The 25,816-nt window shown below is 69.8% G+C and carries 25 protein-coding genes and 2 tRNA genes; 3 read left to right on the forward strand and 24 right to left on the reverse strand.

Translation table 11 applies throughout. The annotated features are described in order from the left end of the window. Nucleotides 1–45: 45 nt before the first annotated feature. From GON06_RS11940 to GON06_RS11995, 12 genes are all read right to left on the reverse strand, one after another. On the reverse strand, nt 46–789 hold the full coding sequence (locus tag GON06_RS11940; RefSeq protein WP_157312509.1) for an amino acid ABC transporter ATP-binding protein: 744 nt from the start codon (nt 787–789) through the stop codon (nt 46–48). Next, nucleotides 786–1,652, reverse strand: a complete 867-nt coding sequence (locus GON06_RS11945; RefSeq protein WP_332837465.1) for an amino acid ABC transporter permease — start codon at nt 1,650–1,652, stop codon at nt 786–788. The genes GON06_RS11940 and GON06_RS11945 overlap by 4 nt, the downstream gene beginning before the upstream one ends. Next, the gene (locus tag GON06_RS11950) at nt 1,649–2,503 is read right to left on the reverse strand and encodes an ABC transporter substrate-binding protein (protein WP_332837466.1); all 855 of its coding nucleotides are present in this window, start codon (nt 2,501–2,503) and stop codon (nt 1,649–1,651) included. Before GON06_RS11950 ends, GON06_RS11945 begins: the two co-directional genes overlap by 4 nt. 3 nt (nt 2,504–2,506) lie before the next feature. Further along, nucleotides 2,507–2,962, reverse strand: a complete 456-nt coding sequence (locus tag GON06_RS11955) for a cupin domain-containing protein (RefSeq protein WP_157312510.1) — start codon at nt 2,960–2,962, stop codon at nt 2,507–2,509. Then, nucleotides 2,959–4,317 carry an amidohydrolase family protein gene (locus GON06_RS11960; protein WP_232528427.1) on the reverse strand — a complete coding sequence of 453 codons (1,359 nt, stop codon included), beginning with the start codon at nt 4,315–4,317 and terminating at the stop codon, nt 2,959–2,961. The genes GON06_RS11955 and GON06_RS11960 overlap by 4 nt, the downstream gene beginning before the upstream one ends. After that, nucleotides 4,314–5,795 (reverse strand): adenosylhomocysteinase, encoded by a 1,482-nt coding sequence (locus tag GON06_RS11965; RefSeq protein ID WP_157312511.1) that lies wholly within the window; start codon nt 5,793–5,795, stop codon nt 4,314–4,316. Before GON06_RS11965 ends, GON06_RS11960 begins: the two co-directional genes overlap by 4 nt. Nucleotides 5,796–5,865: 70 nt before the next feature. Next, nucleotides 5,866–5,938 (reverse strand) — tRNA-Arg (locus GON06_RS11970). 65 nt (nt 5,939–6,003) lie between these two features. Next, nucleotides 6,004–6,639 carry an asparagine synthase gene (locus GON06_RS11975; protein WP_232528428.1) on the reverse strand — a complete coding sequence of 212 codons (636 nt, stop codon included), beginning with the start codon at nt 6,637–6,639 and terminating at the stop codon, nt 6,004–6,006. Between the two features lie 55 nt (nt 6,640–6,694). Beyond that, nucleotides 6,695–7,351 carry a GntR family transcriptional regulator gene (locus GON06_RS11980; RefSeq protein ID WP_157312512.1) on the reverse strand — a complete coding sequence of 219 codons (657 nt, stop codon included), beginning with the start codon at nt 7,349–7,351 and terminating at the stop codon, nt 6,695–6,697. 47 nt (nt 7,352–7,398) lie between these two features. Beyond that, nucleotides 7,399–8,493, reverse strand: coding sequence for a helix-turn-helix transcriptional regulator (locus tag GON06_RS11985; protein WP_157312513.1), 1,095 nt, complete (start codon nt 8,491–8,493; stop codon nt 7,399–7,401). Between the two features lie 66 nt (nt 8,494–8,559). After that, the gene (locus GON06_RS11990) at nt 8,560–8,850 is read right to left on the reverse strand and encodes a DUF1905 domain-containing protein (protein WP_157312514.1); all 291 of its coding nucleotides are present in this window, start codon (nt 8,848–8,850) and stop codon (nt 8,560–8,562) included. A 27-nt stretch (nt 8,851–8,877) separates the two neighbouring features. Beyond that, complete coding sequence (locus tag GON06_RS11995) at nt 8,878–9,273, reverse strand: DUF1761 domain-containing protein (protein WP_157312515.1); 396 nt, start codon at nt 9,271–9,273, stop codon at nt 8,878–8,880. Between the two features lie 65 nt (nt 9,274–9,338). Between GON06_RS11995 and GON06_RS12000 the strand changes: the two genes are divergently transcribed. Next, complete coding sequence (locus tag GON06_RS12000; protein ID WP_157312516.1) at nt 9,339–9,992, forward strand: TetR/AcrR family transcriptional regulator; 654 nt, start codon at nt 9,339–9,341, stop codon at nt 9,990–9,992. 15 nt (nt 9,993–10,007) lie between these two features. On the opposite strand, the gene GON06_RS12005 is transcribed toward GON06_RS12000, so the two are convergent. The 6 genes from GON06_RS12005 to GON06_RS12030 form a co-directional block, all read right to left on the reverse strand. Further along, entirely contained in the window at nt 10,008–11,117 is a 1,110-nt protein-coding gene (locus tag GON06_RS12005; RefSeq protein ID WP_332837475.1) for a fatty acid desaturase family protein, read from the reverse strand. A gap of 178 nt (nt 11,118–11,295) precedes the next feature. Beyond that, nucleotides 11,296–11,499, reverse strand: coding sequence for a cold-shock protein (locus tag GON06_RS12010; protein ID WP_116242632.1), 204 nt, complete (start codon nt 11,497–11,499; stop codon nt 11,296–11,298). Nucleotides 11,500–11,988: 489 nt separating this feature from the next. Continuing rightward, entirely contained in the window at nt 11,989–12,699 is a 711-nt protein-coding gene (locus GON06_RS12015; protein WP_332837469.1) for a lysophospholipid acyltransferase family protein, read from the reverse strand. After that, entirely contained in the window at nt 12,696–14,996 is a 2,301-nt protein-coding gene (locus GON06_RS12020; protein ID WP_157312517.1) for a glycosyl hydrolase family 95 catalytic domain-containing protein, read from the reverse strand. Before GON06_RS12020 ends, GON06_RS12015 begins: the two co-directional genes overlap by 4 nt. Before the next feature lie 64 nt (nt 14,997–15,060). Continuing rightward, nucleotides 15,061–15,357 (reverse strand): hypothetical protein, encoded by a 297-nt coding sequence (locus GON06_RS12025; RefSeq protein ID WP_157312518.1) that lies wholly within the window; start codon nt 15,355–15,357, stop codon nt 15,061–15,063. A 136-nt stretch (nt 15,358–15,493) separates the two neighbouring features. Next, nucleotides 15,494–15,585, reverse strand: a tRNA-Ser gene (locus GON06_RS12030). Between the two features lie 109 nt (nt 15,586–15,694). On the opposite strand from GON06_RS12030, the gene GON06_RS12035 reads away from it, so the two are divergent. Then, nucleotides 15,695–17,623 carry a DUF6807 family protein gene (locus GON06_RS12035; RefSeq protein WP_157312519.1) on the forward strand — a complete coding sequence of 643 codons (1,929 nt, stop codon included), beginning with the start codon at nt 15,695–15,697 and terminating at the stop codon, nt 17,621–17,623. Nucleotides 17,624–17,879: 256 nt separating this feature from the next. Here the strand turns inward: GON06_RS12035 and GON06_RS12040 are convergent, their stop codons facing one another. Next, complete coding sequence (locus GON06_RS12040) at nt 17,880–18,920, reverse strand: M24 family metallopeptidase (protein ID WP_232528430.1); 1,041 nt, start codon at nt 18,918–18,920, stop codon at nt 17,880–17,882. Nucleotides 18,921–18,991: 71 nt separating this feature from the next. On the opposite strand from GON06_RS12040, the gene GON06_RS12045 reads away from it, so the two are divergent. Further along, a complete protein-coding gene (locus tag GON06_RS12045; protein WP_157312520.1) occupies nt 18,992–19,993 on the forward strand; it encodes a LacI family DNA-binding transcriptional regulator in 1,002 nt (333 codons plus the stop codon). A gap of 348 nt (nt 19,994–20,341) precedes the next feature. Here the strand turns inward: GON06_RS12045 and GON06_RS12050 are convergent, their stop codons facing one another. The 5 genes from GON06_RS12050 to GON06_RS12070 are packed head-to-tail and all read right to left on the reverse strand — an operon-like array spanning nt 20,342 to nt 25,589. Continuing rightward, nucleotides 20,342–21,628, reverse strand: coding sequence for an ABC transporter substrate-binding protein (locus GON06_RS12050; protein WP_157312521.1), 1,287 nt, complete (start codon nt 21,626–21,628; stop codon nt 20,342–20,344). A 39-nt stretch (nt 21,629–21,667) separates the two neighbouring features. Further along, nucleotides 21,668–22,315, reverse strand: a complete 648-nt coding sequence (locus GON06_RS12055) for a hypothetical protein (protein WP_157312522.1) — start codon at nt 22,313–22,315, stop codon at nt 21,668–21,670. A 2-nt stretch (nt 22,316–22,317) separates the two neighbouring features. Beyond that, nucleotides 22,318–23,241: a carbohydrate ABC transporter permease gene (locus GON06_RS12060; RefSeq protein ID WP_157312523.1), complete on the reverse strand. Its 924-nt coding sequence runs from the start codon at nt 23,239–23,241 to the stop codon at nt 22,318–22,320. Then, nucleotides 23,238–24,233, reverse strand: coding sequence for a carbohydrate ABC transporter permease (locus tag GON06_RS12065; protein ID WP_332837470.1), 996 nt, complete (start codon nt 24,231–24,233; stop codon nt 23,238–23,240). The genes GON06_RS12060 and GON06_RS12065 overlap by 4 nt, the downstream gene beginning before the upstream one ends. Nucleotides 24,234–24,293: 60 nt before the next feature. Further along, complete coding sequence (locus tag GON06_RS12070) at nt 24,294–25,589, reverse strand: ABC transporter substrate-binding protein (RefSeq protein WP_157312524.1); 1,296 nt, start codon at nt 25,587–25,589, stop codon at nt 24,294–24,296. Between the last annotated feature and the right edge of the window lie 227 nt (nt 25,590–25,816).

Here is a 25,816-nt window from a genome sequence, read left to right on the forward strand (position 1 = left end):
CGCCGTCAGGGACCCTTTGGCGTTCCTATGCCTCGGATAAAGCCGCTACAGACCCCGTACGCGTGAGAGGAACTCCGCGGTCGCGGGATGCTGCGGAGCGTCGAAGAGCTGCTCCGGCGGCCCCTGCTCGACCAGCACGCCCTCCTTGAGGAACACCACCCGGTCTGCGACCTCGCGCGCGAAGGACATCTCGTGCGTGGCCATCACGATCGTCGAGCCGCGACGCTTCAGCTCGCGCACCAGATCGAGCACCTCGCCGACCAGCTGCGGGTCGAGGGCGCTGGTGATCTCGTCGAGCAGCAGCACCTCGGGCTCGGTGAGGATCGCCCGCACGATCGCGACGCGCTGCTGCTGCCCGCCCGAGAGCCGGTCGGGGTACTCGTCGGCCTTGGCGCCGAGACCCAGCGACTCCAGCAGCTCGCGGCCGCGGGTGCGCGCCTCGCCCTTGGGCATCCCGTGCACCTTGCGAGCGGCCAGGGTGACGTTGTCGAGCACGGTCATGTGCGGGAACAGGTTGAAGTGCTGGAACACCACGCCGATCCGCGCACGAACGGAGTCCGCGTCCACCCGCGGGTCGGTGATGTCGTCGCCCTGCAGGAAGATCTGGCCGTCGTCGACCTGCTCGATGAGGTTCATCATCTTCAGCAGCGTGGACTTGCCCGAGCCGGATGCCCCGATCAGCACGACCACCTCGTGCGGCGCGACCGCGAGGTCGAGCCCCCGGAGCACGTCGTGATCCCCGAAGCGCTTGCGCACGCCGCGGGCCTCGATGACGGGCACGGCACTCATACGACTCCTCCGGCCTGCTCGCGCCGGTTCAGACGCGCGGTGACGCCGTCGGTCAGCCGGATCATCGGCCAGCTGAGGGCGATGAAGAACAGCGCGGCGACGATGTACGGCGTGTAGTTGTAGGTCTCGGCGACCTGCAGCTGCGCGGCGCGCACGGCGTCGACGACGCCGAGGATCGAGATCAGGCCGACGTCCTTCTGCATCGAGACGAAGTCGTTCATCAGCGCGGGGATGACCTTGCGCACGCCCTGCGGGATGACGACCATCCGCAGCGTCTGCGCGTGGCTGAGGCCCAGCGAGCGCGCGGCGACGCGCTGCGACGGATGCACGGCCTCCATGCCCGCCCTCAGCACCTCGGCGACATAGGCGGAGTAACTGATGACGATCGCGATGGTTCCCCAGAACACCGGGGGCATGCGCGGGAAGATCATCAGCGCCGGGATGCCGTAGCCGACCAGGTACAGCACGATCAGCACCGGCACGCCGCGGAAGAAGTCGGTGTACGCCGCGGCAAGGGTGCGCAACGGGAAGAACACCGGCCCGCGCAGCGTGCGCATGACCGCGAGCAGAGTGCCGAGGATCGCAACGCCGACGGCGGCGATGAGCAGCACCATGATGTTCACGAGCAGGCCCTGGAAGACCGGGCCGATGCTCGCGAGTGCGACCGCGGGGTCGAAGAACGTCTCCCGCACCACGGTCCACCCGGGGGTGTTCACCAGGATCGCGACGATCACGCCGATCAGGACGACGCTGCTGATGAGGGCGATCAGGACCGATCGCGTGGTGGCGCGGCGCCGCAGAGCGCGCCGTGACAGCTCGAGATCACTCGGCTGCCACGTCGCGTCGGCGGTGGTGGTGGTCACTTCAGGACGGGGACGTCGACCGCGTCGCTGAGCCACTTCTGCTGCAGCTCGTCGAGGGTGCCGTTCTCGCGCAGGGTGTCGACGGCCTTGGAGACGTCGGCGGTCAGAGCGGAGCCCTTCGGCAGCACGAACGCGAAGTCGTCGCCGCCGTCGGTGCTGGCGAACTGGCCCGAGACGGTCGCGTCCTCGATCTGCGCGCCGGTCACGTAGAACGCGCCGGGTAGGTCGGTGACCATCGCGTCGATCTGGCCGCTCTTGAGCGCCAGCACGACGTCGTCAACGGTGTTGAAGACGCTGAGGTTCGCCTCGCCGAGCTGCGCCTTGGCGACCGTGTAGCTGGTGGTGCCGGCTGCGACGCCGACCTTGACCTTCTTCAGCTCGTCGATCGAGGCGGCGGATGCTGCGGGCGAGTCGTTCAGCACGACGACCGCCTGGGTGGTCGTGTAGTAGGGCGACGAGAAGTCGACGGCCTTCTTGCGCTGGTCGGTCACCGAGAACTGCTGGATGTTGACGTCCCAGTCCTTCGGGCCGGGGGCGATGGCGGCGTCGAAGCCGGTGCGCACCCACTCGATGTCCTTCGCTTCGAAGCCGAGCTCCTTCGCGACGGCGTTCGCGACGGCGCCTTCGAAGCCCTCTCCGTTGGACGGGTCGTCGTCGACGAACCAGGGCTCGTAGTTCGGCTCGCCGGTGGCGATGGTGAGCTTGCCCGCGGTGACGGTCGGCAGTGCGCCGTCGCCCGCGTCAGCGGACGGTGCGGCGGACGAGGTGCCGGAACAGGCGGCGAGGGACACGGCGGCCGCGACCGCGATGGCGGCGAGGGCGGCACGACGGAGGGTGCGGGAGACGGGCACGGTTCACTCCTGAAGAGAGGTCGGGTTCGGGTTCAAGGGTACTTCGGTGGCGAGTCGCCAGTCTGCGAAGTCGAAACCTGGCGACACGAAGCACGAGACGAGCACCTCGGCGTCGTCCAGAGGGCGGGCCGCTTGCCAGACTCCGGCGGGCACGAGCACCTGCGCCGCCTCGCCAGGGCCGAGCACGATCGGGGTCGCCTCACCCGGCTCCGCGCCGTCGCCGCCGAGACTCAACTCGAGCCGGCCGGGGCCGTGCCAGAGCCACAGTTCGTCGCTGGTGACCACGTGCCATGCGCTGCGCTCGTCGGGCTGCAGCAGGTAGTGGATGCAGGTGCCGGCGGGCCGGGCGCCGTTCGGCGTGTCGACGGCGAGCGGGCTGGTCCAGGTGCGCCGGAACCAGCCGCCCTCGGGATGCGGGGCGAGGTCGAGGCGCTCAGCTGTCGCGGGTCTCATGGTCATTCCTCTCCTCCGGACCCTGAGCGAGCGAAGCGACGAGACGAAGGGCGCCCTTCGTCTCGCTCCGCTCGCTCAGGGTCTGGGGCAGTCGGGAACTCGGATGCCGCCCACCGCACCTCTCCGGACACGATGGTGGCCGCTGCGCGGCCCGCGCCGGACTCCACGAGCTCGGCGATCGCGTCAGGCCCTGCGGGCACGTCGAAGAAGGTCAGGTCGGCGAGGGCGCCGACCGCGAGGTATCCGGTGCGGTCGGGACCGACGTCGATGCCCATCGCGTGCGCGCCGCCGATGGTGGCCGCGCCCAGCAGCCTGGCGTGCAGGTCGCGGTCGGTGTAGCCCTGCGAGCGCGCGATGCGCGCGAGCTCCGCGACATCCGCCATGAGGTCGAGCGACGGGCTGGACGAGAGCGAGTCGGTGCCGACGGCGATCGGGCTGCCCTCGCGCAGGTAGGCGGCGATCGGCGGTTCCTCGAGCCCGATCACGGCATTGGACCTCGGGCACAGCGCCACGGCGGTGCGCCGCTCGCGCAGGATGGCGCGGTCGCGAGCGCTCATGTACACGCCGTGGGCGATGTGGCAGTCTGGCCCGAGCACGCCGAGCTGGTCGACGAACTCGGTCGCACTGGTGCCGAAGCCCGCCGCGCGCAACTCCTGGAAGCTGGCGAGGCCGGCGGTGTGCCAGGCCTGCGGATGCTCGTGTGCGAACTCGTTCTCGAAGGCGGCCTCGCCGAGGTGGATGTGGATGCGCCCGCCGCGCTCGCGCACGATGTCGGGGATCTCCAGCAGCGGCTCGATGTCGAGCGAGTACGGCGCATGCGGCGACAGCCCGGTGCCGGGCGGGGTGGGCAGCGCGTCCAGCGACTGCTCGACCTGCGCGCGACCCGTGCGCGCCCAGTCGGCGTTGGTCCAGCTCATCACCTCCCAGTAGGTGATGCCGTGCAGTCGCGCGTCGTGCAGAGCGGATGCCGCAGACGGGTCTGTGACGACGTCGGCAACCGCTGTGGTGCCGCTGCGGAGCGCCATCTCGGCACCGGCCGCAGCATCCGCCGCCCAGTCCCTGCCGCCCTCGTAGACCGGGTCGAACGCGGCGACCCAGTCGTCGAATCCGGTGTACCGGCCCTGACCGACGACGGCCATGCCGGTGTACTGCAGGTGCGTGTGCGCGTTGACCAGGCCCGGGGTCAGGATGCCGGGCCAGTGCACCTCGTCATAGGCGGCGCCGCGCTCGGCGAGTGAGCGAAGCACCCAGGCGCGCTCCCCGACGTGCACGATGCGCCCGTCGCGGACGGCGACGGCGCCGTCAGGGATCGGCGGCGCGGTGACGGGCACGACGAGCCCTGCGGAGTAGACGGTGATCATGCGTCGGTCTCCCCGTCGAGAGGGCGCTCCGAGGCGCCTTCCCCCTGAGTGGAGGTGTCGGCGACGGCGGGGGTATAGCGCGGCGAGCGCCAGTCGGCCTGTGCCTGGACCTGGGCGGTGCTGCGCCGGTCGATGCGGTCGTCACGGGCGTCGAGCGCGGAGCGGGCGATCGCGAGATCCGCCTCGGCGGGGAACGCGTGCAGGCCGGGTGCGAGGCCGGCGGTCAGGAGCTGCTCGACCGCACCGAGCTGCACGGCGAAGGAGAGATCCATGATCTCGATCGGGTTCCCCTCGGCCGCAGCCAGGTTCACGCAGCCGCCGCGGGCGATCAGCAGGGCGCCGTCGCCCGCGCGGTCGAGGTGCTCCCCGACCGGGGCCAGCGCCGTCGCATCGAGGTCCACCTCGCCGGGGACTCCCCCGGCGACCGCGACGACCTTCGCGGCACTCAGCGCCCCGGCATCCACGGTGTGCGGCGCGCCGGTCGCGGAGATCACCAGAGCGCCGGGGGCGAGCTCGCTCAGCGGGCCGATGCGGAAGCCGTCGTGCACCGCTTTCAGCGCGCGCACCGGGTCGGTCTCGGCGACGGCGATCTCGGCGCCGAGCGCGCGCAGATGCGCGGCGACGCCCTCGCCGACCGGCCCGTAGCCGATGACGACAGCGGGCTGGTCGCGCACGCCGATGCCGGCGGCGTCCAGCACGTCGGCGACCGCGAACACGCAGGACTGCCCGGTGCCGTAGCGGTTGTCGAAGGACGTCTTCATGGCGGCGTCGTTCACGGCGATGACCGGGACGCGCAGCAGGCCCTCCCGCTCCATGACGCGCAGCGGAGTCAGGCCGCTGGTCGTCTCCTCCGCCGCACCGCGCAGGCCGGTCGCCAGGCCCTCCTCGTGCGCGAGACGGATCAGGTGCGACCCGTCGTCGAGCAGCAGGTCGAAGCCGCGCCGAAGGAACGAGATCGCCGCGGCCCGCTCCGCGTCACCGGAGAGTGCCGGGTCGCCGTCGACGGGGATGCCGCGGCCGCGCAGCACCTCGGCCACGTCGACGTCGATCTCGTCGGGGTGTGCGTAGACGGCGACCTCGGCGCCGGCGTCACGCAGCAGCAGCGCGAGCTGCGCGGTCTTCGGCTCCAGCACCATCGCGATGCCGATCCGGATGCCGCGCACCAGCCCCTCGTCGCGCAGGCGGTGCGCGATCAGCGTGGAGACGGGCATGTGCACGCCGGCGTTGTCCACGCGGTCCTCCGCCGTGGCGCGGAGCGGCAGCGGGGCGTCGTCGATCAGGATGTCGGGTGTCCGACCGGGGGCGAACGTCACGCCGCCATCGGTGAGGTGCCCGCCCAGCGCCGGGATCAGCCGCCGCAGCTCCTCTGCGACCGCGCCATCACCGCGCACCGAGAACGCGCGGCCCGCGACCAGCAGATTGGTGTCGCGGGCGAACCTGCGCACAAGGCGTTCGGCGGCGGTGCGCTGCTCGGTCATGGGAGGCTCTCCAGGAAAGACGAAAGCCCCGGACACCGTCCGGGGCTTCCTATACTGTCTCAACACAGTGCGCGCCTGGAGGGACTCGAACCCCCAACCTTCTGATCCGTAGTCAGATGCTCTATCCATTGAGCTACAGGCGCACGGCCCTCAGCGGGCCGTGGACAAGCCTACAACAGGTTCTCGGGGAACACGAATCGAGGCGATTTCAGCTCTTCGCGGAGGCCTTCCGGCCCCATCGGGAGGGCTTCTCGCTCTTGGCCTCGGCCTTCGCCGTCTCCTTCGCGAGCCTCTCCGCGTGCTTGCGCCTGCTGCGCTGCTGCGACGACAGCGCCTGCAGGTCGACGAGCTTCAGCGCCTGCATCCGCGCTTCGCGCATCGAGGAGTAATCGGGATCCTGGTCGGGCCGCATGCCCTCGACCCTGAGCCGTCGATCGAGGTTGCCGCGCACGTCCGCCCAGGCGGCCGCGCGCGCGGACTCGACCAGCTCGCGCACCTCGTCAGGGTTGTCGGCCATCTCACGCAGCTGCTGAGCGACAGCGGTCGACTGCCGCGCGCGCCGCTTGAGATTGCGCACATCCCGATCGCGGTAGTCGTGCGTGCCGGCCGGGTCGGAGTGCCGTCCCTTGGCGCGCTTGCGCAGGGCGGCGAGGTGCTCTGCCGCCTGATCGGATTCGGCCGCCATGGCCCGCAGCACATCCCGCGCGTCGCCTGCGTACTTCTCGAGGTCGAAGGCACCCCCCTGGGCGATCGTGCCGACGAGGATGTGGTTCTTCACGGCAAGGCGCGCCGCCGCTGTGGCGATCGCGACGCCTTCCGCGATGGCATCCGCTGTACGTCCCACGACACCTCCTGTCACGAGCGTACCCGTCGGGTCCGACGTCGGGACAGCCCGGGAGTCAGTCCGCCGGATCGGCCACCCCGCCCCACATCGCGACGGCCTCATCGCACGCCGCCTCGAGGTGCGCACGGTTCAGTTCGCACACGAGTTCGGCGTCCCGCGCGATGAAGGCGTCGACGATCTCCCGATGCGCGTCGACATGCGCGTACAGATCGGAGTTGCGGCCGAACGCGCGCCGGAACCGGGTCTCGAAGACTCCCATGGTCTCGTCGATCGTCTGGTTGCCCGCCAGCGCGATCAGCGTGCGGTGGAACCGTCCTGCCGCAAGATTCGTCCGCACGATGTCGCCGGATGCCGCGGCGTCCAGCTCGTCGGCGAGGGCAGCGGCGACCTCGGCAACCCCAGCCTCGTCGTGCCGTTCGGCGGCGATCGCCAGCGCGGCATTCTCGATCGCGATGCGCAGCACACTCAGGTCGACCACGTCCTGCGCGGTGAAGTCCCGCACGACCGCCCAGGTGCGCGGGCGCGAGATGACGACCCCCTCCTGACTCAGCCGCCGGATCGCCTCGCGCACCGGCAGTCTCGAGACGTTCAGCTCCCGCGCGAGATCCCGCTCCACCAGGCGCGATCCCGGCAAGCGCCTTCCCAATACGATGTCCTCTCGCAGCACGCGAGTCACGCGCACTGATTCGAGCTCCCCTGGCCCCAGCCCCATGTCATGGATTCAAGCACGCCCTGGACGGTCGGCAAAAGATGATGTCATCAGCCCTTGTCTCCCCGGGGTGCGTAATGGTCGAAGTACACCCGCGCCACGAGCTGACGCCGGCTCGTCACGCCCGCCTTGTCGAAGACCGCCTTGAGATGGTCCTGCACCGTGTACGGCGAGAGGAACAGAGTCGAGGCGATCTCGCGGGTGTCCCTGCCGCGCAGCACGAGCGCGACGACGTCGCGCTCACGGGCCGTCAGACCGAACGCTGCAGCGACCAGGTCGACGATCTCGTGCGGGCGCGCGTCATCGATCGTCACGACGATGTCGCGCCCTCGTCCGCCCTCCAGCCTCTCGGCCGACAGCACCAGCCAGCATCCGTCGGGGGTGCGCAGCCGGATGCGCGCCGGCGGGACATCCGGATCCGCGCGCCGCGCGCGCTGCACGAGCGAATGCAGGATCGTGAGCGGGTCTGCGGTCGCCGCGCCCCGCGCCAGCGCCTCGATGCGCGACCGGGCGCCGGGCGTCATCCGCACCATCCGGTCCTCCTCGTCGACGATCACGACGGCGGATGCGACGTCGTCGGCGTCGTCCCGCGGGACGCGCGTCTGCGCGAGCAGCCCGCCTCGGATGCCGCGGGTGATCGCCGGGACCACCGCATCCAGGCAGGCGAGATCCTCCTCGTCGAACACGCGGTCGTCCGAGCCCCGGAACATCGAGATCGCGCCCCACGCGCCAGCCCGGTCGGTGAACACGACGCGTGCCTCGTCGGTGAAGCCGAAGACCGGCATGAGCAGTTCCGCCATCCGCATCGAGCGCTCAGCGGCACCGCCGAACTCGTGATCCACCCCGATCGCGGTGCGTCGTCGGGCAACCATTGTGCGCACCGCAGTGGGATCGTCCCCGCCATACTCGATCCGCGCCCAGTGCACGTCGGACTCGTTGCGCCCGGCGAGGACGCCCCGCTTCGTCACGCCGGTGACGATGGCGGTGGCGGGGTCGAGCGTCGCCACGCAGGCCGCGACGGAGGGCACCGCGCGTGACAGGGCCTCAGCCGCCTCGGTGAGGAACTCGCTCGCGGGCAGGCGCGACCGCGACATCCGCTCGATGCCGTCCCTCACGTCCGCGACCGCGGCCGACCCCACGACCATGCGCTCCAGTGTCCTCCCCGGACGCCCGCGCGTCATCCGTGAGGTCACGGAGATCCGGAGATCTGGTCAGACTCGCCGCTCGGTCAGATGCACGGTGACGGAGTCGCCGGTCCCCTTGCCGATGCGCCGGCGCACCGCGGCGGTGATCGGCAGCTTGTGCGTCCCGTCGCCGAGCGCCATGAACGATCCCTGGAAGGGCTCACCGTCGACGGTCCCGGTCACCTTGACCAGCCCGCGTGTGCCGAAGAACTCGGCGGAGCCGTCCATCTGCACGTATGTCCACCCGCCCTTCGCCGTGCTCGTGACCAGGGGCGCCGTGAAGGTCACGTCGATCGGTCCTGCCTTCTTCGCATCCATGTCCGTGCTCTCTCCTCTTCCGATGATTCAGTGCAGCAGCCCGATGACCACCGCGATGAGCAGCAGCTTCAGCAGCCAGTCCCCGCCGTGCAGGACGGCCGTCGGCATCGGCGCGCGGTCCCAGCCGACCGAGCCTGCGAGCAGCACGACGGGAAACGCGAGCCACAGCACCAGCGCGAGCAGCAGCGAGCCCGGCAGATCGAGCATCCCGGCCTGCGCGGCGACCCAGGAGAAGCCGGACGCGAGCACGGCGGTGCGCACGAGCTCGGCGACGATCTTCAAGGGTCCTGGGCGATCGCGCTCGATCGCCCTCCCTGCCGCGGCCCGCTGCTCGAGCGGGGTGGCGAGCATGTAGTAGACCGTGCTGAGCACGAAAGCCGCGATGGTCGCGACAGCGATGCCGATAGCGATCATGAGGATCATCTCCCTTTTAGTACTGGACAGTACGCTATACCCGACATTTGCGTACTGTCCAGTACTATTTGAGGATGATGTCGAACACCACCGATGCCGGACCGCCGCGTCGTCGCGGACGCCCCGGTGGGCTCGACGGCGCGGATCTGCTGTCTGCCGCGCGCGAGGTCTTCCTCGATGAGGGCTTCGCGGCGGCCACGATGGACGCCGTCGCGGCATCCGCCCGTATCTCGAAGCAGACCCTGTACCGCCGCTTCGCGTCGAAGGAGGAGCTGTTCGCCGCCGTCGTCGCGGACTGGGTCGAGCGCGGGCGCGACGCGATGCGCCCCCACCTCGATCGCCTGCGCACCGCACCGGACGTGCGGGCAGGCCTGCGCGAACTCGCCGACGTGCTGCACGCCGGGGTGCTCAGCACGCCCGTCGTGCGGATGCGGGGCCTGGTGATCGCCGAGGCGGAGCGGCTGCCCGACGTCGCAGCCGACTACGTGCGACTCAGCTGGGAGCGGAACCAGGCACTGCTCGCCGACGCACTCGCCGAGCTCGGTCTGCGCGGGAGCCTGAAGATCGCGGATGCCGCGACAGCCGCCCAGCAGTTCACCTGGCTGGTGCTCGCGGCGCCGCTCGACCGCATCACCCTGACCGGGGGCGCGGAGCGCCCGACCGCAGCCGGGCTGACGGCGATCGCCGACGACGCCGTGGAGACGTTCCTGGCGCGCTACGCGCCCTGACCACCACGGCCGGGCTCAGGCCCGCCGGAACTCCGAGACCATCGGGCAGTCGAAGGGGTCGCGGGCGGCGAGGCCGACGCGGTTCAGGTAGTCGATGACGATGGCGTAGGAGCGCCAGAGCGAGGTCTCCGTGTACGGCACGTCGTTCACCTGGCAGTACTCCCGGACGATCTCCCTCGCCTGCGCGAGGTGCGGCCTGGCCATGCTCGGGAACAGGTGGTGCTCGACCTGGTAGTTCAGGCCGCCCATCAGCCAGGTCGCCCACCAGCCGCCCCGGATGTTGCGCGACGTGCGCACCTGCTTCGAGAAGAAGTCCAGCTTCGCGTCGCGGTCGATGACCGGCATCCCCTTGTGGTTGGGGGCGAAGGACGCCCCCATGTACACGCCGAAGACGGCGAGCATCACTCCGACGAAGGCGAACGCCATGCCCAGCGGAAGCAGCAGGAAGATCGGCGTCAGGACCAGCGCGAACCGCGCCGCGATCATGCCGATCTCGGGCCAGCGACCCTTGACCTCGCCCCGAGCGGCGAGGTGCCGGAAGCTCAGCACGTGCAGGTTGACCCCCTCGAGCGTGAGCAGAGGGAAGAACAGCCAGCCCTGCTTGCGGGTGATCAGGCGCCGAAGGCCCCTCGCCTGCGCGGCATCCTCGTCGAGGAACGAGATCGTGTCGACCTCGATGTCGGGGTCCTTGCCGACGCGGTTCGGGTTGGCGTGGTGTCTGCTGTGCTTGGAGTCCCACCACGAGTAGCTGATGCCGACGAACGAGGCGAGCACGCGCGCCAGCCGGTCGTTCGCGGGACCTGTTGCCAGGATCTGCCGGTGCGCGGCCTCGTGCGCGAGGAACGCGACCTGGGTGAACAGCACGCCCAGCGCTCCGGCGATAAGCAATTGGAACCAGCTGTCGCCGAACAGGATGAAGCCGGTGATCGCACCGCCGAAGGCGAGGGCGATGGCCGCACCGACCGCGGCGTAGAACCAGGGGGCTCGACGCAGCAGACCGGTCTCGCGGACGACCTGCGAGACGTGCGAATAGGCACGGGTGATCGGCGGGAAGTCCTCCACACGCGCGTAGGTCTGACGGATGGGTCCGAGTGTCGCGGGTGCGACGGTGGGTGCAATGGAGATGATCGGCGCCTTAGGTGTGGCCGACCGTCGGGAACGATCGGGACGAAGCCAAAGGCGGCTGCCGATCGCTTCCCCTCACAGTACGCGGGTGCACATGCCGCAACCTGCATGGATCCCGACATGCGGAACGGGCGGCCGGACCGAGGTCCGACCGCCCGTTCGCGTCAGTGATCGGAGATCAGAGGGGACGGATGTTCGCCGCCTGCATGCCCTTGGGGCCCTGCTCTGCGTCGAACTCCACCTTCTGGTTCTCGTCCAGGCTGCGGTATCCGTTGCCCTGGATCGCGCTGAAGTGCGCGAAAAGGTCGGCGGAGCCGTCGTCCGGAGCGATGAAGCCGAAGCCCTTGTCTGCGTTGAACCATTTGACGGTGCCAGTGGCCATGACGTCATTCCTTCGTTGTCTGGGACCACGGGAGTGATCCGTGAAACCGCGTCGGCGACGCCGGCGCGGGGTATGGAGCTGCGCGGACAGGTGGTCCGCCGCAGGGGTCGTGTGGGCCTCGAGCGCACTGCGCGCAGCATCCAGAGAAGCGGATGCCGCGAGGCGCTGGCCGATGGGCCCGTAGACGAGAACGTGGTCGTCGGAGTCGATGACGACATGGCCGGCGTACTCACCGTCGCGTGTGGCGACGTGAACGTCATGATCGGCCTGGCGCCACGAGAGCGCCGGAGCGGGTGCTGCAGAGGTGAAGATGTGTAACAGTCTTTCAGTGATTCGCGATCCGCGCCATCTTTGGGGCAGTCGCGGGAGGAAGTCGGTGGGGCGCGTTATGTGCGCGGAGGGCCCGTGAAAGGGGCGACGCTGGGGCGAGGAGGATGTGACACTCCCGTTCCCGGTGAACATCTCACACTAGCAGGTGCCGGCTGGGAATCAGTCCCGCGACGTCGCATTCACGCTTCCGGAGCGCTCCTGCCCGCTCAGGCGCGCGATGGCGGCCATCATGCGCTCGGTGATCTCACGGCGGGCCCTGCCGTCCGGCACGTTCTCGAGATCAGTCAGGTCGAGGGGCTCGCCGAAACGGACCTCGACGCGCGGCCTCCCCGGTAGCAGATGGCTCAGGGGCTTCACGGAGCCGGTGCCGATCAACCCGACCGGCACCACCGCCGAGCGGGTGTCGCGCGCCATCCAGGCGGCACCGCCGTGTCCGTCGTGCAGCTTCCCGTCACGGGAGCGGGTGCCCTCCGGGAACACCGCGAACACGCTCCCGGCGCGCAGGATGCTGCTGCCCGCATCGAGTGCGGCTCGCGCGTCCCGGCCGGTCGCCCGGCGCACCGGGACACCGCCGATCGAGCTGAAGAACCAACGCTTGAACCGCCCGAGCAGCCCGGGCCCCGCGAAGTACGACGCCTTGATGAGGAACTGCACGGGCCGGATCGCGGATGTGGGGATGATGAGGGTGTCGAGCGAAGAGAGGTGATTGCTCACCAACAGCACCGCCCCGCGCTCGGGCACGTTCCCCCGGCCGACGATGCGCGGACGGTACATGACCCAGAACAGCGGCCGCAGGATCACCCGTCCGATGAAGTAGACGGCGCCCGGACGCGGGACGGTGGCAGAGGTCTGCGGGGCGGGGGCGGTCACCTCGTTAACCTATCCGGATCGGCCGCGAGGTCTTCGCCGACCCGGAAGTCCGCGGGACGGATCCTCGTCTCGCCGTCGATCCGGACTTCGGTCGCCTCTCCGCCGTAGCGGACCACGACCGTCACCGGTTCAGCGGAACGCAGTGTCGCCTCGATGAGCTCACCCCCGGCCCACGTGAGATCGACATCGACCCCGGGCCGCGCCCGCAGACCGGATGCCGAGCCGGATGCCAGCTGACGCGGAACGGCCGGCAGAAGCTCGATGCCGTCGTGACTCTGCAGCAGGCATTCGGCGAGCGCACCCGGAAAGCCGAGGTTCGCGTCGATCTGGAACGGCGGATGCGCGGCGAACATGTTCGGGTACAGGCCGCCGGCCTCGCCGCGCTCCCCTGCCTCACGGAAGACGAGAGCGAGCAGATCCGACACCTTGTCCGCGCGTCGCAGGCGCGCCCAGAGGTACAGCTTCCAGACCAGCGACCATCCGGTGGAGTCGTCGCCGCGCCGCTCCAGGGCGCGGACCGCAGCCTGGAGCGCATCCTCGGACCACCGGCCGTCTCCCGGATACAGGCCGTAGAGCGAGCTCACGTGCCGGTGCTGCGGATCGGCTTCGCGCCGATCCTCGGCCCACTCCCGGATGATGCCGTCGGCCGTGACGGCCGGGTCAGCAGGCAGTTCCTCGAGCCGCACCCCCGCACGCCGGACGATCTCGTCATCGCCCGCGTCGACGAGATCGGCCAGTCTCCGCACGATACCGAGCAGATCGCGGATCAGCTGCAGGTCCATCGCCGTCACGGTGTCCAGCGCCACCTCGCGTCCGTCGTCGTCGAGATAGGTGTTCTCCGGCGAGGTCGACGGCGAGGTGGACCACCCCTGGCCGTCCCGGTGCTGCCAGTCGAGCACGAACTCCGCCGCACCGCGCGCGATGGGCCAGAGACGCCGCAACTCATCGGCATCCGCGGCACCGAACTCCACGGCATCCCAGAGGGAACGGACCAACCAGGGTGCGGCCATCGGCCAGTGCACCCAGCGGGCATCGCCGGCGCCTGCACCGACCGGCGACGAGAACAGCCAGATGTCCGAGTTGTGGTGGGCGGTCCAGCCGCCCGCGCCGTACAGGCGCCGGGCGGTGTCCTGCCCCTTCGCTGAGAGGCCTTCGACGAAGTCGAAGAGCGGGCCGGCCGCCTCGGACAGGTTGGTCGAGTGCGCTGACCAGTAGTTCATCTGGGTGTTGATGTTGATCGTGTAGTTGCTGCTCCACGGCGGTCGCATCGAGTCGTTCCAGATGCCCTGCAGCGTCGCGGGCACGCCGCCGGGGCGCGACGAGCAGATCAGCAGATACCGGCCGACGTCGAAGAGCAGGGCGCCGAGTCCGGGGTCCGCAGCGAGCGGATGCTCGGGATCGGCGAACGCGGATGCCAGGCGATCGGGGATCAGTGCGGCCGGGGCGACGGGTGCGTCGAAGCGCAGACGCGCGCGGTCGAAGAGCCGCGCATGCTCCGCCGACGCGGCGCGGAAGATCTCCTCAGCCGGGGTGCTCACCGCCGCATCGATCCGTCGACGAGCGCGTTCCCTCGCCGCGGCCAGGGAACCGAGTGGCCCGCCGAAGCCTTCGAAGGTGGTCTCCGCTGCCAGCAGGATGAGCCAGCCGCCGTCGCTGGGTTGCGCCCTCGCGAGGATCACGCCGCGCAGGGCCGCGCCCTCGGTCTCGTCCCACTCGGCCGCGGCGAAGCCCGCCTCGTGCGCGGGGGCGACATCCGACGGGAATCGCACCAGCAGCTCGATCCCGTCCGGCGCTGATGAGCGACCGATCTCGGCCAGTTCCGTCTCCAACTCGATCGTGGGGCGCACCGAGGTCTCGATGGCCAGCACGCCGAGCGGCGCCGACACGACGGTGCACTCGGTGAGGTCCGTCGTGGACATCTCGTGGATCGAGGTCGCCAGGTCGAGGCTTCGGCGGTATTCCCCCGCGGTCGCGGAGCGCCGCACGATGAGACTGCCGATCGGCAGGAACGCCTGGCTGTACCTCGCCTGGATCGGCAGAAGCGCCTCTGCTGCGGCGACCGCGTCGGACCGCCGAAGCGCCTCTCGCGAGGCGGCGAGCGCCGCAGCCGCGTCCTCCGGTGTCACTCCCACGCCGCGCGCCTCGGACTCAGGGCTGCCCGACCAGCCCGCCTCGTGGTTGAGCCGCACCACAAGCCGGTCGACTCCGCCGTCGATCATCGCGCCGAGAGAGCCGTTGCCGAGCGGAAGGCACTCCAGCCAGTCCGTCGCAGGCCGGTCGTACTCGAGTCTGGTCATCGAGGCTCCTTCTCGGGTGAGTGGTTGGAAGACGGGGCGACCGGGCTGGTTCTTCAACCGCGCGCTAGTCGTCGGCGGAGACGCTTCGGTTATGCAGCGGAATGGCGACAAGGGCCGGCAGCAGCGCCATGACCAGGACCGCGATCGCCCAGTATCCCAGGGCAGGCACGAGAAAGGTCGCGGATGCGGTCACGAGCGCGATTCCCACGACTCGCAAGACGATCGCCGCTCGAGGGGTGACCTCAGGCTTTCGCCAGTATGGGAGAGGCCGGCCGGCGTTCGCCGCGCTGACGACCTTCGCGGACTGATAGAAGACGGCACCACCGGCGAAGACTCCGAGCCAGGCCACCAGGTCGATCATCCGACCATCCGACCACTCGCCGCGCTGGCGGCGCAACCCTCGGCGGTGCGGGGAACCTCGAGTCCTTCGCGATCCCGTCGGCGCTCTCCGCTAACGCGAAACGGCCCCTGGACTTCGTCCTGGGGCCGTTTCGCATTGGCGGAGACGGAGGGATTTGAACCCTCGGTCCCCGTGAGGGGACTCCACCTTAGCAGGGTGGTGCACTAGGCCTGACTATGCGACGTCTCCACATGCGAAGCCTCGGCTGCGCACGTCCGTCCATCATAACTGCTCTGCACCTTCACACCGAATCCCGCTCCTCTTCCCTCGGGGAAGCGCTTTCCAATACGATGAGAACATGACCACTCCCACCGTGCTGCTCGTCGGCGCCCGCGGCTTCGGTGCCGTGCACCTGCGCAACCTCGACCGACTGCAGGACCGCGTCCGCCTGATCGGCCTGGTCGACCCGGCCGGCGCACCCGAGAGCGGCTACGGTGCGGATGCTCCGCACTGGCCGAGCCTTGACGAGGCCTTCGCGTCTGGCATCCGTCCGGACATCGTCATCGTCGCCACCCCGACCGGCACGCACTTCCCGCTGGCGTCCGCCGCACTCGAGCACGGCGCCGACCTCTACCTCGAGAAGCCGCCGGTGGCGACGATGGAGCAGTTCACCGCGCTGCTCGACCTGCAGCAGCGCACCGGACGCGCGGTGCAGATCGGCTTCCAGAGCATGGGATCGCACGCGCTCACCGAGCTCGCAGGGCTCGGCACCGCGACATCCGTCGCCACCTGGGGAGCCTGGACCCGAGACGCCGCGTACTGGACGCGCTCCGCGTGGGCCGGCCATCGCGTCCTGAACGGCGCGCCGGTCACCGACGGCGTGCTCACCAACGCGCTCTCGCACGCCATCGCCACCGCCCTGCGCATCGCCGGCGCGCGCCGCCGTGAGGACATCGCACGCGTCGAGCTCGAGCTTCTGCACGCCGCGGACATCCAGGCCGACGACACCTCCGCCGTCCGCATCACCCTGCAGGACGGCCGCGTGATCTCGGGCGGACTCACCCTGGCATCCGCCGTGTCCAGCGCGCCGCTCATCGAGGTGCGCACCCCTGCCCGCGATGTCGTCTTCTCGTACACCGAGGACACTCTGACCGAGGCCGACGGCGCCGTCCGGCAGACCGGACGCACCGACCTGTTCGAGGAGCTGCTCGACCACCGCGCCACAGGCATCCCGCTCTCGTCGGCGCTGGTCGACAGCGGCGCCTACATGGAGGTGCTCGAAGCCGTGCGCACCGCGCCCGACCCCGTCGCGATCCCGACCGCGCAGATCGACGAGGTCGGCGAGGGCCAGGAGCGCGTGGCCGCCGTGCGCGACGCCGCCTTCTGGGTGGAGCGGGCCGCGCGCAGCGGCGCGCTGTTCAGCGAGCTGCACGCGCCGTTCGCTCCGGCTGCGGCATCCGCGGCGGTCGCCGACCTCAGACTCGACGGGAACGTGATCGCCGTGTGCGACGACGGATCGACCGTGACCTCCACCTCCAGCCCGCGGCCCTTCCTGCACCCGATCCGCACGCTCGGCGACATCCGCGTCACCGACGCCCACCCCGCCGACCACGACTGGCACCTCGGGCTGTCGTTCGGCATCCAGCACGCCGGCGACGTGAACTTCTGGGGCGGACCCACCTACGTCCGCGACGAGGGCTACCGCTGGCTCGACGACCACGGCCGGATCGTCACCACGTCATTCGAGCACACGGACGACGGGTTCACCCGCACCGCCGAATGGCGCCGGCCCGACGGCTCGGTCGCGCTGATCGAGGACACCTCCCTCGCGGTGTCGCCCGAGGACGACGCCTGGACGTTCCTGTTCACGACGACGCTGCGCGCGGGCGCGCAGGCGATCGAACTGGGCAGCCCTGGCTCCCACGGGCGCGTAGGCGGCGGATACGGCGGCCTCGCCTGGCGGCTCGCGCCGGCCACCGACGTCGAGGTGCGCACCCCGGATGCCTCGGGCGAAGCATCCGTGCACGGCGCGATCGCGCCCTGGGTGTCGTTCGCCGCGCGTTTCGCCGACGGCGAGGCGACCGTGGCGCTCGCCCCGGCGGATGCCGCGACCGCGGCCGACCCGTGGTTCGTGCGCGTCGACGACTACCCCGGCATCGGGTCGGCGCTGGCCTGGGACAGCCCCGTGCAGCTCGCCGGCGGCGAGTCGCTCACCCGCTCCTTCCGCGGCCTGGTCGCCGACGGGCGGCGGGATGCGGCATCCGTCGAGCGGATGCTCGCGGGCTGATCCGCCGGCAGGTTCTCGGAGATCCGCAGAATCGCGGATGCTCCGGCGCGGACTGCTCCGCGATGTTGCCCACCTCCGGATGCACGCCCCGCCGACCGCGGCCACTCTCCCGGCTCTGACCTGTGACTTCCGGCGACAGAATTCCGGAGAACGGCAGAATCCCGGATGCTCTGACGCGCTTCCGTCCGCGATGTTGCAGAACTCCGAGCGTGCGCGGGGACGCTTCGACGGGCCCAGCGACCCAGAGGGGGTCGGGTCACCGGAACGGCATCGCGACCGGGCGCAGCAGCCCGGCGTACTCGACCGCGGGCCAGCGGTCGTCGGTCGTGAGCACCTCCCAGCCGGCACCGTCACGCACCATCGTGTCCTCGACCTTGCCACCGGGCACGGTCGGATTCCACGCGAAGGCCTGTCCGTCGACCAGCACGTCCTCAGTGCCCTCCGTCGCGCGCGGGTCGCGGCCGGCGTATCCGGTCGGCCCGCCCTGGTGGTGCCGCAGCCACTCCTCCGCGTCGAAGCCGTGTGCGGCGTAGCCGCGCGCCCCCGCGGCGAGCACATCGTTCAGCCGGATGCCCGGCACCGAGGCATCCAGGAAGGCGCGCTCCACCGCGAGCACGCGCTCATCATCGACTCCGGACTCGCCCACCCAACGGGTCGCGTTCGCGATGAGGCCGTGCCGGCGCCCGCACACGACCACCATCGCGCGCTCGCCGAGCGGCCCGGCCGTGGGCAGCGGATGCCGGTATCCGATCCTCCCCCCACCGGCGACGAGCACGACCAGCGGATCGATGCCGCGGGCTGCGAGCGCACCGGACAATGCACCGGCGAGTGCCCGCTCCGACTGCACGGGGTCGGAGCCACCCAGCACATCGGTGAGCACCTCGGCGGTCTCGCGACCCAGCATCCGATAGCGCTCGCGCTCAGCGGGCAGCAGCGTCGCCCTGGCGGCGCGCAGCGGCGCGGCGACGACGTCCTCGGCGATGCCACCGGCCTGGGCCGCCGCGACGGTCGGAGGCACCTGCCAGGGCACGCGCACCACACGCGCGGCGTCCTCCGGCAGCAGTTCCTCGGCGATGAGCCGGTCGGCCTCGTTGGCCGCGACGAAGAGCGTGTCGCCGTCGTCCGCGGCGCGGACGGCGAGGACCGGCGGTCCCGCGAGCGAGACGTGCGTGCGGACTCCCTCGAGATACCAGGAGATCGCCTCGTGCGAGGTCAGCAGCAGCGACCCCTCCGCCGCCGCGCGCACCCGAGCGAGGCGCTCCTGCTTCCGCTGCCTGTCCACTGGGGAACCCGCCATGCCGCACCTCCGATAAAACGTTTTCTGATCAGTATGGCGTACTCTCGGAGAGCACACACGGACGGGGGAGCATGACGGGCGCATCCAAACGAGCGGGCATCACCGATGTCGCGAAGCTGGCCGGCGTCTCGCTGTCGACGGTGTCGCGCGCGATGAACGGCAATCCGACCGTCGACCCCGCGCTCGCCGCGCGCGTGCTCGCCGCCGCGGAGGAGCTCGGCTACACCGCGAACCCCGTCGCACGCAGCCTCGTCCTCGGCCGCACGCAGACCGTCGCCGTCGTCATCCCCGACCTGGAGAACCCGACGTTCCAGGCGATCCTGCGCGGGCTCAGCCGGGCCGCGACGCTGGATGGCTATCACGTGCTCATCGCGGACTCGGTGGAGGATCTCGCCGAGGAGCGCGCCCTCGCCGGCACCACCCGCCGCCGCACCGACGGCGTCATCCTGTGCTCGCCGCGCATGCCACAGGACGAGCTCACGGCGCTGCTTCCCCCGCTCTCCCCCGTCGTCGTGATCAACCGCGGCGTGCAGGACGGCGCCCCCGTCGTCGCCGCGGACTACGGCGCTGCGCTGCGCGAGCTGATCGAGCATCTCGTCGCCGAGGGGCACCGGCACCTGCTGTACCTCGCAGGCTCGACGCGCAGCGCCTCGCACGTGGCCCGGCAGGAGGCGATCGCCCGGGCTCTCGCCGATCATGACGACCTCGTGATCGACGAGCTGCCCGCCGGCGTGGGCTTCGACAGCGGCACGGCCGCGGCTGACGGGGTGCTCGACTCCGGCGCGACTGCCGTGCTCGCGTTCAACGACCTGGTCGCGATGGGCCTGCTGTCCGAGCTCACCACGCGCGGCATCCGGGTGCCGGAGCAGCTGTCGATCGTCGGCTTCGACGACATCCTCTTCGCCGCCTACACCTCGCCGCCGTTGACGACGGCTGCCGTGCCGGCATCCGAACTCGGCGAGCGCGCCTGGCAGGCGATGCAGGCGCTGCTGCAGGACGAGGAGCCGACGCCGTTCCAGCAGCTCTCGCCGCGGCTCGTCGTGCGAGGGAGCACCGCTCCCCCGCACGTCTGACCGGCCCGGTGACGGCCCTCAGGTCGCAGTCTGCCCCGGTATCGGTGCGCCACGCTCGCTCGGGTCGCAGTTCGTCCCGCTCCAGCGCGTCCAGAGCGTGAACAACTGCGACCCGAGCACCGGAAGCCCAGGCCTGCCGAGACGAACTGCGACCCGAGCAGGCCCGCATGCTGCAGTCCCCCGACTGCCCAGCCCCCAGGTCGCAGTCTGCCCCGGTCTCGGTGCGCTACCCTCGCCCAGGTCGCAGTTCGCCCCGCTCCAGCGCGCCCAGAGCGTGACCAACTGCAACCCGAGCGGCTCAGGCCCCGGCGAAGCGGGGCGAACTGCGACCGGAGTGGCGGCCGGCCGCTACTGCAGGACGACGTCCGCCTCCGCGAAGAACTGCTCGACGGCATCATCCACCGAGACGGTCCCCAGGCCGATCTCCTTGCCGAGGTCCCAGAACTTCTGCTCCAGCGATCCGTACCCGATCACCGGCACCGGCGGCGCCTCGCCGACGCGGTCCGACACCGACGCGATGTAGTCGGCGACCTGCTTGTCGACGCCCTCGAGCGTCGTGCCGGCGAGCTTGCTGGACGACGCGGGGAAGCCCAGCGTGGTGCCGAAGATCTTGCCGGCCTCCTTGCTGTTCACGACGTAGTCCAGGAAGATCGCCGCGGCCTCGGGATGCTTGGTCTTGGCCGAGATCGCGACCTGCAGTCCGCCCTGCTGGTACAGGTCCTTCGACCCGGCCTTGTCGGTCGGCGGCGCGATGATCGAGATGGACTTCGCACCGGAGTCGGCGAGGTACCCGCCCAGGAAGTTGCTCCAGCTCATCTCGGTCGCCGTGAGCTGCGCGCCCATGCCGGACTTCGGGCTGATCTCCTCCAGCTTCTGCTGCGGCACGGCGACGCCGTCACGCAGCTTCGCCCCGCTGTTCCAGTAGTCGCGCAGCTCGTCCTTCGAGAAGCCGAGCTCGCCGTCGTCGGTGTACAGGTTCTTGCCGTGGGCGCGCAGCGACAGCTCGAATCCCTGGATGCGCTGCGTGTAGTCCGTTCCGCCGTATACGGCGCCGCCGGATGCCTCGGTGAAGCCGGCCATCCAGTCGTCGAACTCCGCCGGGCTGGTGCCGCCCTCAAGAGCCTCGACGCCGTACTTCGCGAGCAGGTCGTCGTTCACGAAGTTCGCCCACATGCTGTATCCGGTCGGCAGCGAGTACTGGGTGCCGTCGAGTCGTCCGGTGCCCAGCAGCGAGTCCTCGAAGGTCGAGAAGTCGATGTAGTCCTTCTCAGTGTCGAGGTCGAGCACGTACCCGGGCTCGGCATACTGGCGCAGGTAGCTGTCCGAGAACTGGAACACGTCCGGCAGACCGCCACCGGCCGCCTCGGTCGCCCGCTTCTCCCAGTAGCTGGGGTAGTCGGTGAAGCTGACGTTGACCTTGATGTTCGGATGCTCCTCGTTGAAGGCCGCGATCAGGTCGTTGTAACGGGCGGCGCGGTCGTCGTTGCCCCAGAACGCGAAGCTCAGGGTGACCTTGGCGTCGGGGTCGAACTCGGCAGCGGGCTCACTGCCGGCGCAGCCGGACAGCACCAGCCCGCCGACGACGGCGGCAGCGGCGCCGGCGAGCAGCCGGCGGCGGAAAGAGGGCGCACTCATGAGGGGAATGACCTTTCGTCAGATGTGTGGAGCGGAGATTCAGGCGGTGCGGCGGCGCCGCGCGGGGATCGCGACGACGGCCAGGGCGGCGCATCCGATCGCGGGGATGAACAGCGGCACCAGCATCCACGTCACGACGCCGACGAAGACGCCGGTCGCCAGCAGGTAGGCCGTGCCCGCAGGGTCGGCGGCGGCGCGGGCTGGCACCGCGCGCAGCGCGGCCCGCCACCCGGCATCCGGTTCCCACGCGCCGGCGACCAGCAGGATGCCGGTGACGAGTGCCGCGAGTCCGGCCCAGCCGACCGCCGCGACCACCGGGCCGCCGGGCAGCGCGCCGGAGCCGGCCAGGTCGATGTCGATCAGCAGCACCGCTGCGAGCAGCACCGCGCCGATGCCGAGCGGAAGGCTCGGCAGGATGCCGCGCCGCACATCGGCCCAGAACAGCCCCGCACGGGAGTCCTCGGCCGAGACGAACCGGCGCAGATGCCGTACGCCCGCGGCGAGCGCGATCGGCAGGGTGATCACGGCGACGCTGGCCGCGGTGATCAGCAGCCCGACCGCGAGCACTTCGCCGAACAGCCCGAACTTCGCGGTCGCGCCCGGGTTCGGACCGGGCTCGGCGCCCGCGACCGTGGGGCCCGCGCCGGAGCGCGAGTCCCGGGCGGCGGCCCTCGAAGCGCGCGACATGGTCAGCCCTTCAGTCCCTGGGTGGCGACGCCGTCGACGAGGAAGCGCTGGAACACGATGAAGAACAGCAGCACCGGGACGAGGGCGACGAACGACGCGGTCACCGTGGCGCCGTAGTCGGCGCCACCGGAGGAGGCATCGTTGTAGAGGCGCAGGGCGATCGGCAGCGGATAGTTCTCGGGGCTGGTCAGGTAGAGCAGCGGGCCGAGGAAGTCGTTCCACTCCCAGATGAACGCGAAGATCGCGCAGGTGATCAGGGCCGGCTTGATCAGCGGCAGGATGATCGCCCAGAAGATCCGCAGGTGACCGGCGCCGTCGATGCGCGCGGCCTCGTCCATGTCGCGCGGCATCTGCCGCATGAACTGCACCATCAGGAACACGAAGAACGCGCCGGTGGCGAGGAACTTCGGCAGGATCAGCGGGATGAAGGTGTCGATCCAGCCGAGCTTGTTGAAGATGATGTACTGCGGGATGATCACGACGTGGAACGGCAGCAGCAGCGTGCCGATCATCGCGGCGAAGAAGATGCCCAGGCCCTTGAACCGGATCCGCGCGAACGCGTAGGCGGCCAGCGCCGACGAGAACACGGTGCCGATCACGGCGGCGACCGACAGGATCAGCGAGTTCAGGAAGAACCGCCACATCGGCACACCGGCGATGCCCTCCATCACCTTCGAGTAGTTGCCGAAGTACCAGTTCTCCGGGATCAGGCCGGTGTTCTGGCCGAACTCCGAGTTCGGCTTGAACGTGGAGAAGAACAGCCACAGCAGCGGGTACAGCACCACGGCGGTGAGGATCAGCAGCACCGCGAACCAGACGACGGTCTGCCAGGTGCCGCGTTTGGTGCGGCGGCGCTTGGCCGGCGCGGGCGTGATCTGCTGCTCGAAGGTCTCGAGGGTTCCCTCGGAGAAGGATGCGGAGGTCATCGGTCGTCTCCTGCGTAGTGGACCCACGACTTCTGGGTGCGGAAAAGGATGGCGGCGATGATGGCCACGACCACGAGCAGGACCCAGGCGATCGCTGCGGCGTAGCCCATCTGCCCGTCGGAGAACCCGCGCTTGTACATGTAGACGGTGATGAAGTTCGTCATGCCCGCGGGGCCGCCGGTGCCGTTGGAGATGATGTACGCCGAGGCGAACACCTGGAACGCGCCGATCAGGCCGAGCAGCAGGTTGAAGAACATCACCGGTGACAGCATCGGGATCGTCACGGCGCGGAAGCGCTGCCAGGGACCTGCGCCGTCCATCTCGGCCGCCTCGTACAGCTCCTTCGGGATCTGCTTGAGTCCGGCGAGGAAGATGACCATGGTCGATCCGAATTGCCACACGTGCAGCAGGATCATCATCGGCAGGATCATCGCCGGGTTGCCGATCCATCCGCCGATGTCGATGCCGAGGAAGCTCAGGCCGTTGTCGACCGGACCGTCGGTGGAGAACATCGCCCGCCACACGATCGCGACCGACACCGAGCCGCCGATCAGCGACGGGGCGTAGAACGCGGACCGGAAGAAGCCGGAGCCCTTGTCGCGGTAGTTCAGCAGCATTGCCACGCCCAGCGCCGCGGCCAGCGTGATCGGCGTGCCCACGAACACGTACACGAGCGTGATCTCGGCGGACTGGATGAACACCGGGTCGTTCGTGAACAGCCGGATGTAGTTGTCGAAGCCGATCCACTTCGGCGGCTGGAAGATGTTGTACCGCGTGAACGACAGGTACAGCGAGTACACCATCGGCAGTGCGGTCAGGCCGAAGAACCCGATCAGCCACGGCGTCAGGAACGCGTAGCCGGCGGCGGTCTCGCGGCGCGAGCGCGCCCGCTGACCGGGGCGCGAGTACGGTGCCTCGGGGCGACGGCTGCGCAGCATCCCGCGCTTCGCAGGGGTATCGGTGACGATGACTCTCGTCGCTGTCGTGCTCACGACGACTCCTTCCTGGGAGTGGTGCGCCGGGCCGGAGGCGCGCTCCGGCCCGGCGGGCTCTCACTGATTGAGGACGACGTCCATCTCGGAGAAGAACTGCTTCACCGCGTCATCGACGCTGATGGTGCCGAAGCCCAGCTCCTGACCGATCTCGAGGAACTTCTGCTCGAGGGTGCCGTAACCGTTGATCGGCACCGGCGGGGCGTCGCCGAGGCGGTCCTTGATCGAGGCCTCGTAGTCCTTGATCTGCTGCGCGACCGGGTCGAGGTCGGCCGCGGCGAGCGCCGTCTCCGACGCCGGCAGACCGCGGTTGGTGCCGAAGATCTTGCCCGACTCGGGCGAGTTGATCAGGAAGTTGACCAGCGTGGCCGCGGCCTCGGGGTGCTTGGTCTTGGCCGAGATCGTGTGCAGCATCGAGGGCTTCAGGTACAGGTCCTTCGCCCCTTCTTCTGTGACCGGGGGCTCGATCAGGTTGAGCTCGGTGTAGCCCTCGCCCAGGTTGGCCAGATAGCCGGCGCCGAAGTTGTCCCAGGTCAGCTCGCTGGCCGTGTTGGCGCTGTCGAACCCGCTGAGCGGCTTGAGCTCCTCCACCTTCTTCGCGGGGATGCCGATGCCGTCGCGGATCGGCTGCCCTTGTTCCCAGAACGCCTTCAGGTCGTCCTCAGTGAAGTTGGCCTTGCCGTCTTCGGTGAACAGGTCCTCGCCCTTGGCGCGCTGCTGCACCTCGAAGTTCTGGATGCGGCCGGTGTAGTCCGTGCCGCCCCAGAACGCGCCGCCGCTGGCATCGGTGACGCTCTTCATCCAGTCGGTGTAGTCGTCCCAGCTGCCGCCGGCGAAGTCCTCGACGCCCGCGGTCTCGAGCAGCTTGGGGTTCGTGAACATGCCCCAGGCGTTGGTCGAGGTCGGGATCGCGTAGGTGGTGTCGTCGACGACGCCGATCTTGAGGATGTTCTCCGGGAGCGGGTCCTTCTCGATGATGTTGCCGATGTACGGGTCGAGGTCGAGCAGCAGACCGTTCTCGGAGTACTGCCGCAAGTAGGAGTAGTCGAACTGCATGACGTCCGGCAGGTTGCCGCCGGCCGCCTCGGTCTGACGCTTCTCCCAGAAGCTCGGGAAGTCCAGGAAGGTCGAGTTGACCTTGATGTTCGGGTACTCCTCGTTGAACGCCTCGAACGCCTGGTTGTACAGGTCGGCACGGACGTCGTTGCCCCAGAAGGCGAAGGTCAGCGTGACCTTCTCGTCGGGGTTGTAGGTGGGCTTGGCATCGCTGGCACCGCCGCCCGAGCATCCGGCCAGCACGAGTGCCGCGCCGGCGGCGACGGCCACAGTGGCCGTCAAACGCTTCTTGCTGAACATCCTTGTCCTCTCTGTGACTTCTTCGTCAGATCGGGATACCTGACGACGATGTCTGTGTTTGCCGGTGCGCGTCCCCTGGTGCGAGGAAAGCGCTTCCCAGTGAGAATAGCCCAAAATTGAAACGTTTCGCAAGGGGAAGTTCGCGGCAGTTCTACAACGTTTTCCTCACGGCCGATTCTACGGGGTCGATACTCGCCCCCCGCACGCCGGCTCCCGGTTCGTGCTAC

Origin of the sequence: Microbacterium sp. MAH-37, assembly GCF_009758255.1 — a bacterium.
Classification (GTDB): domain Bacteria; phylum Actinomycetota; class Actinomycetes; order Actinomycetales; family Microbacteriaceae; genus Microbacterium.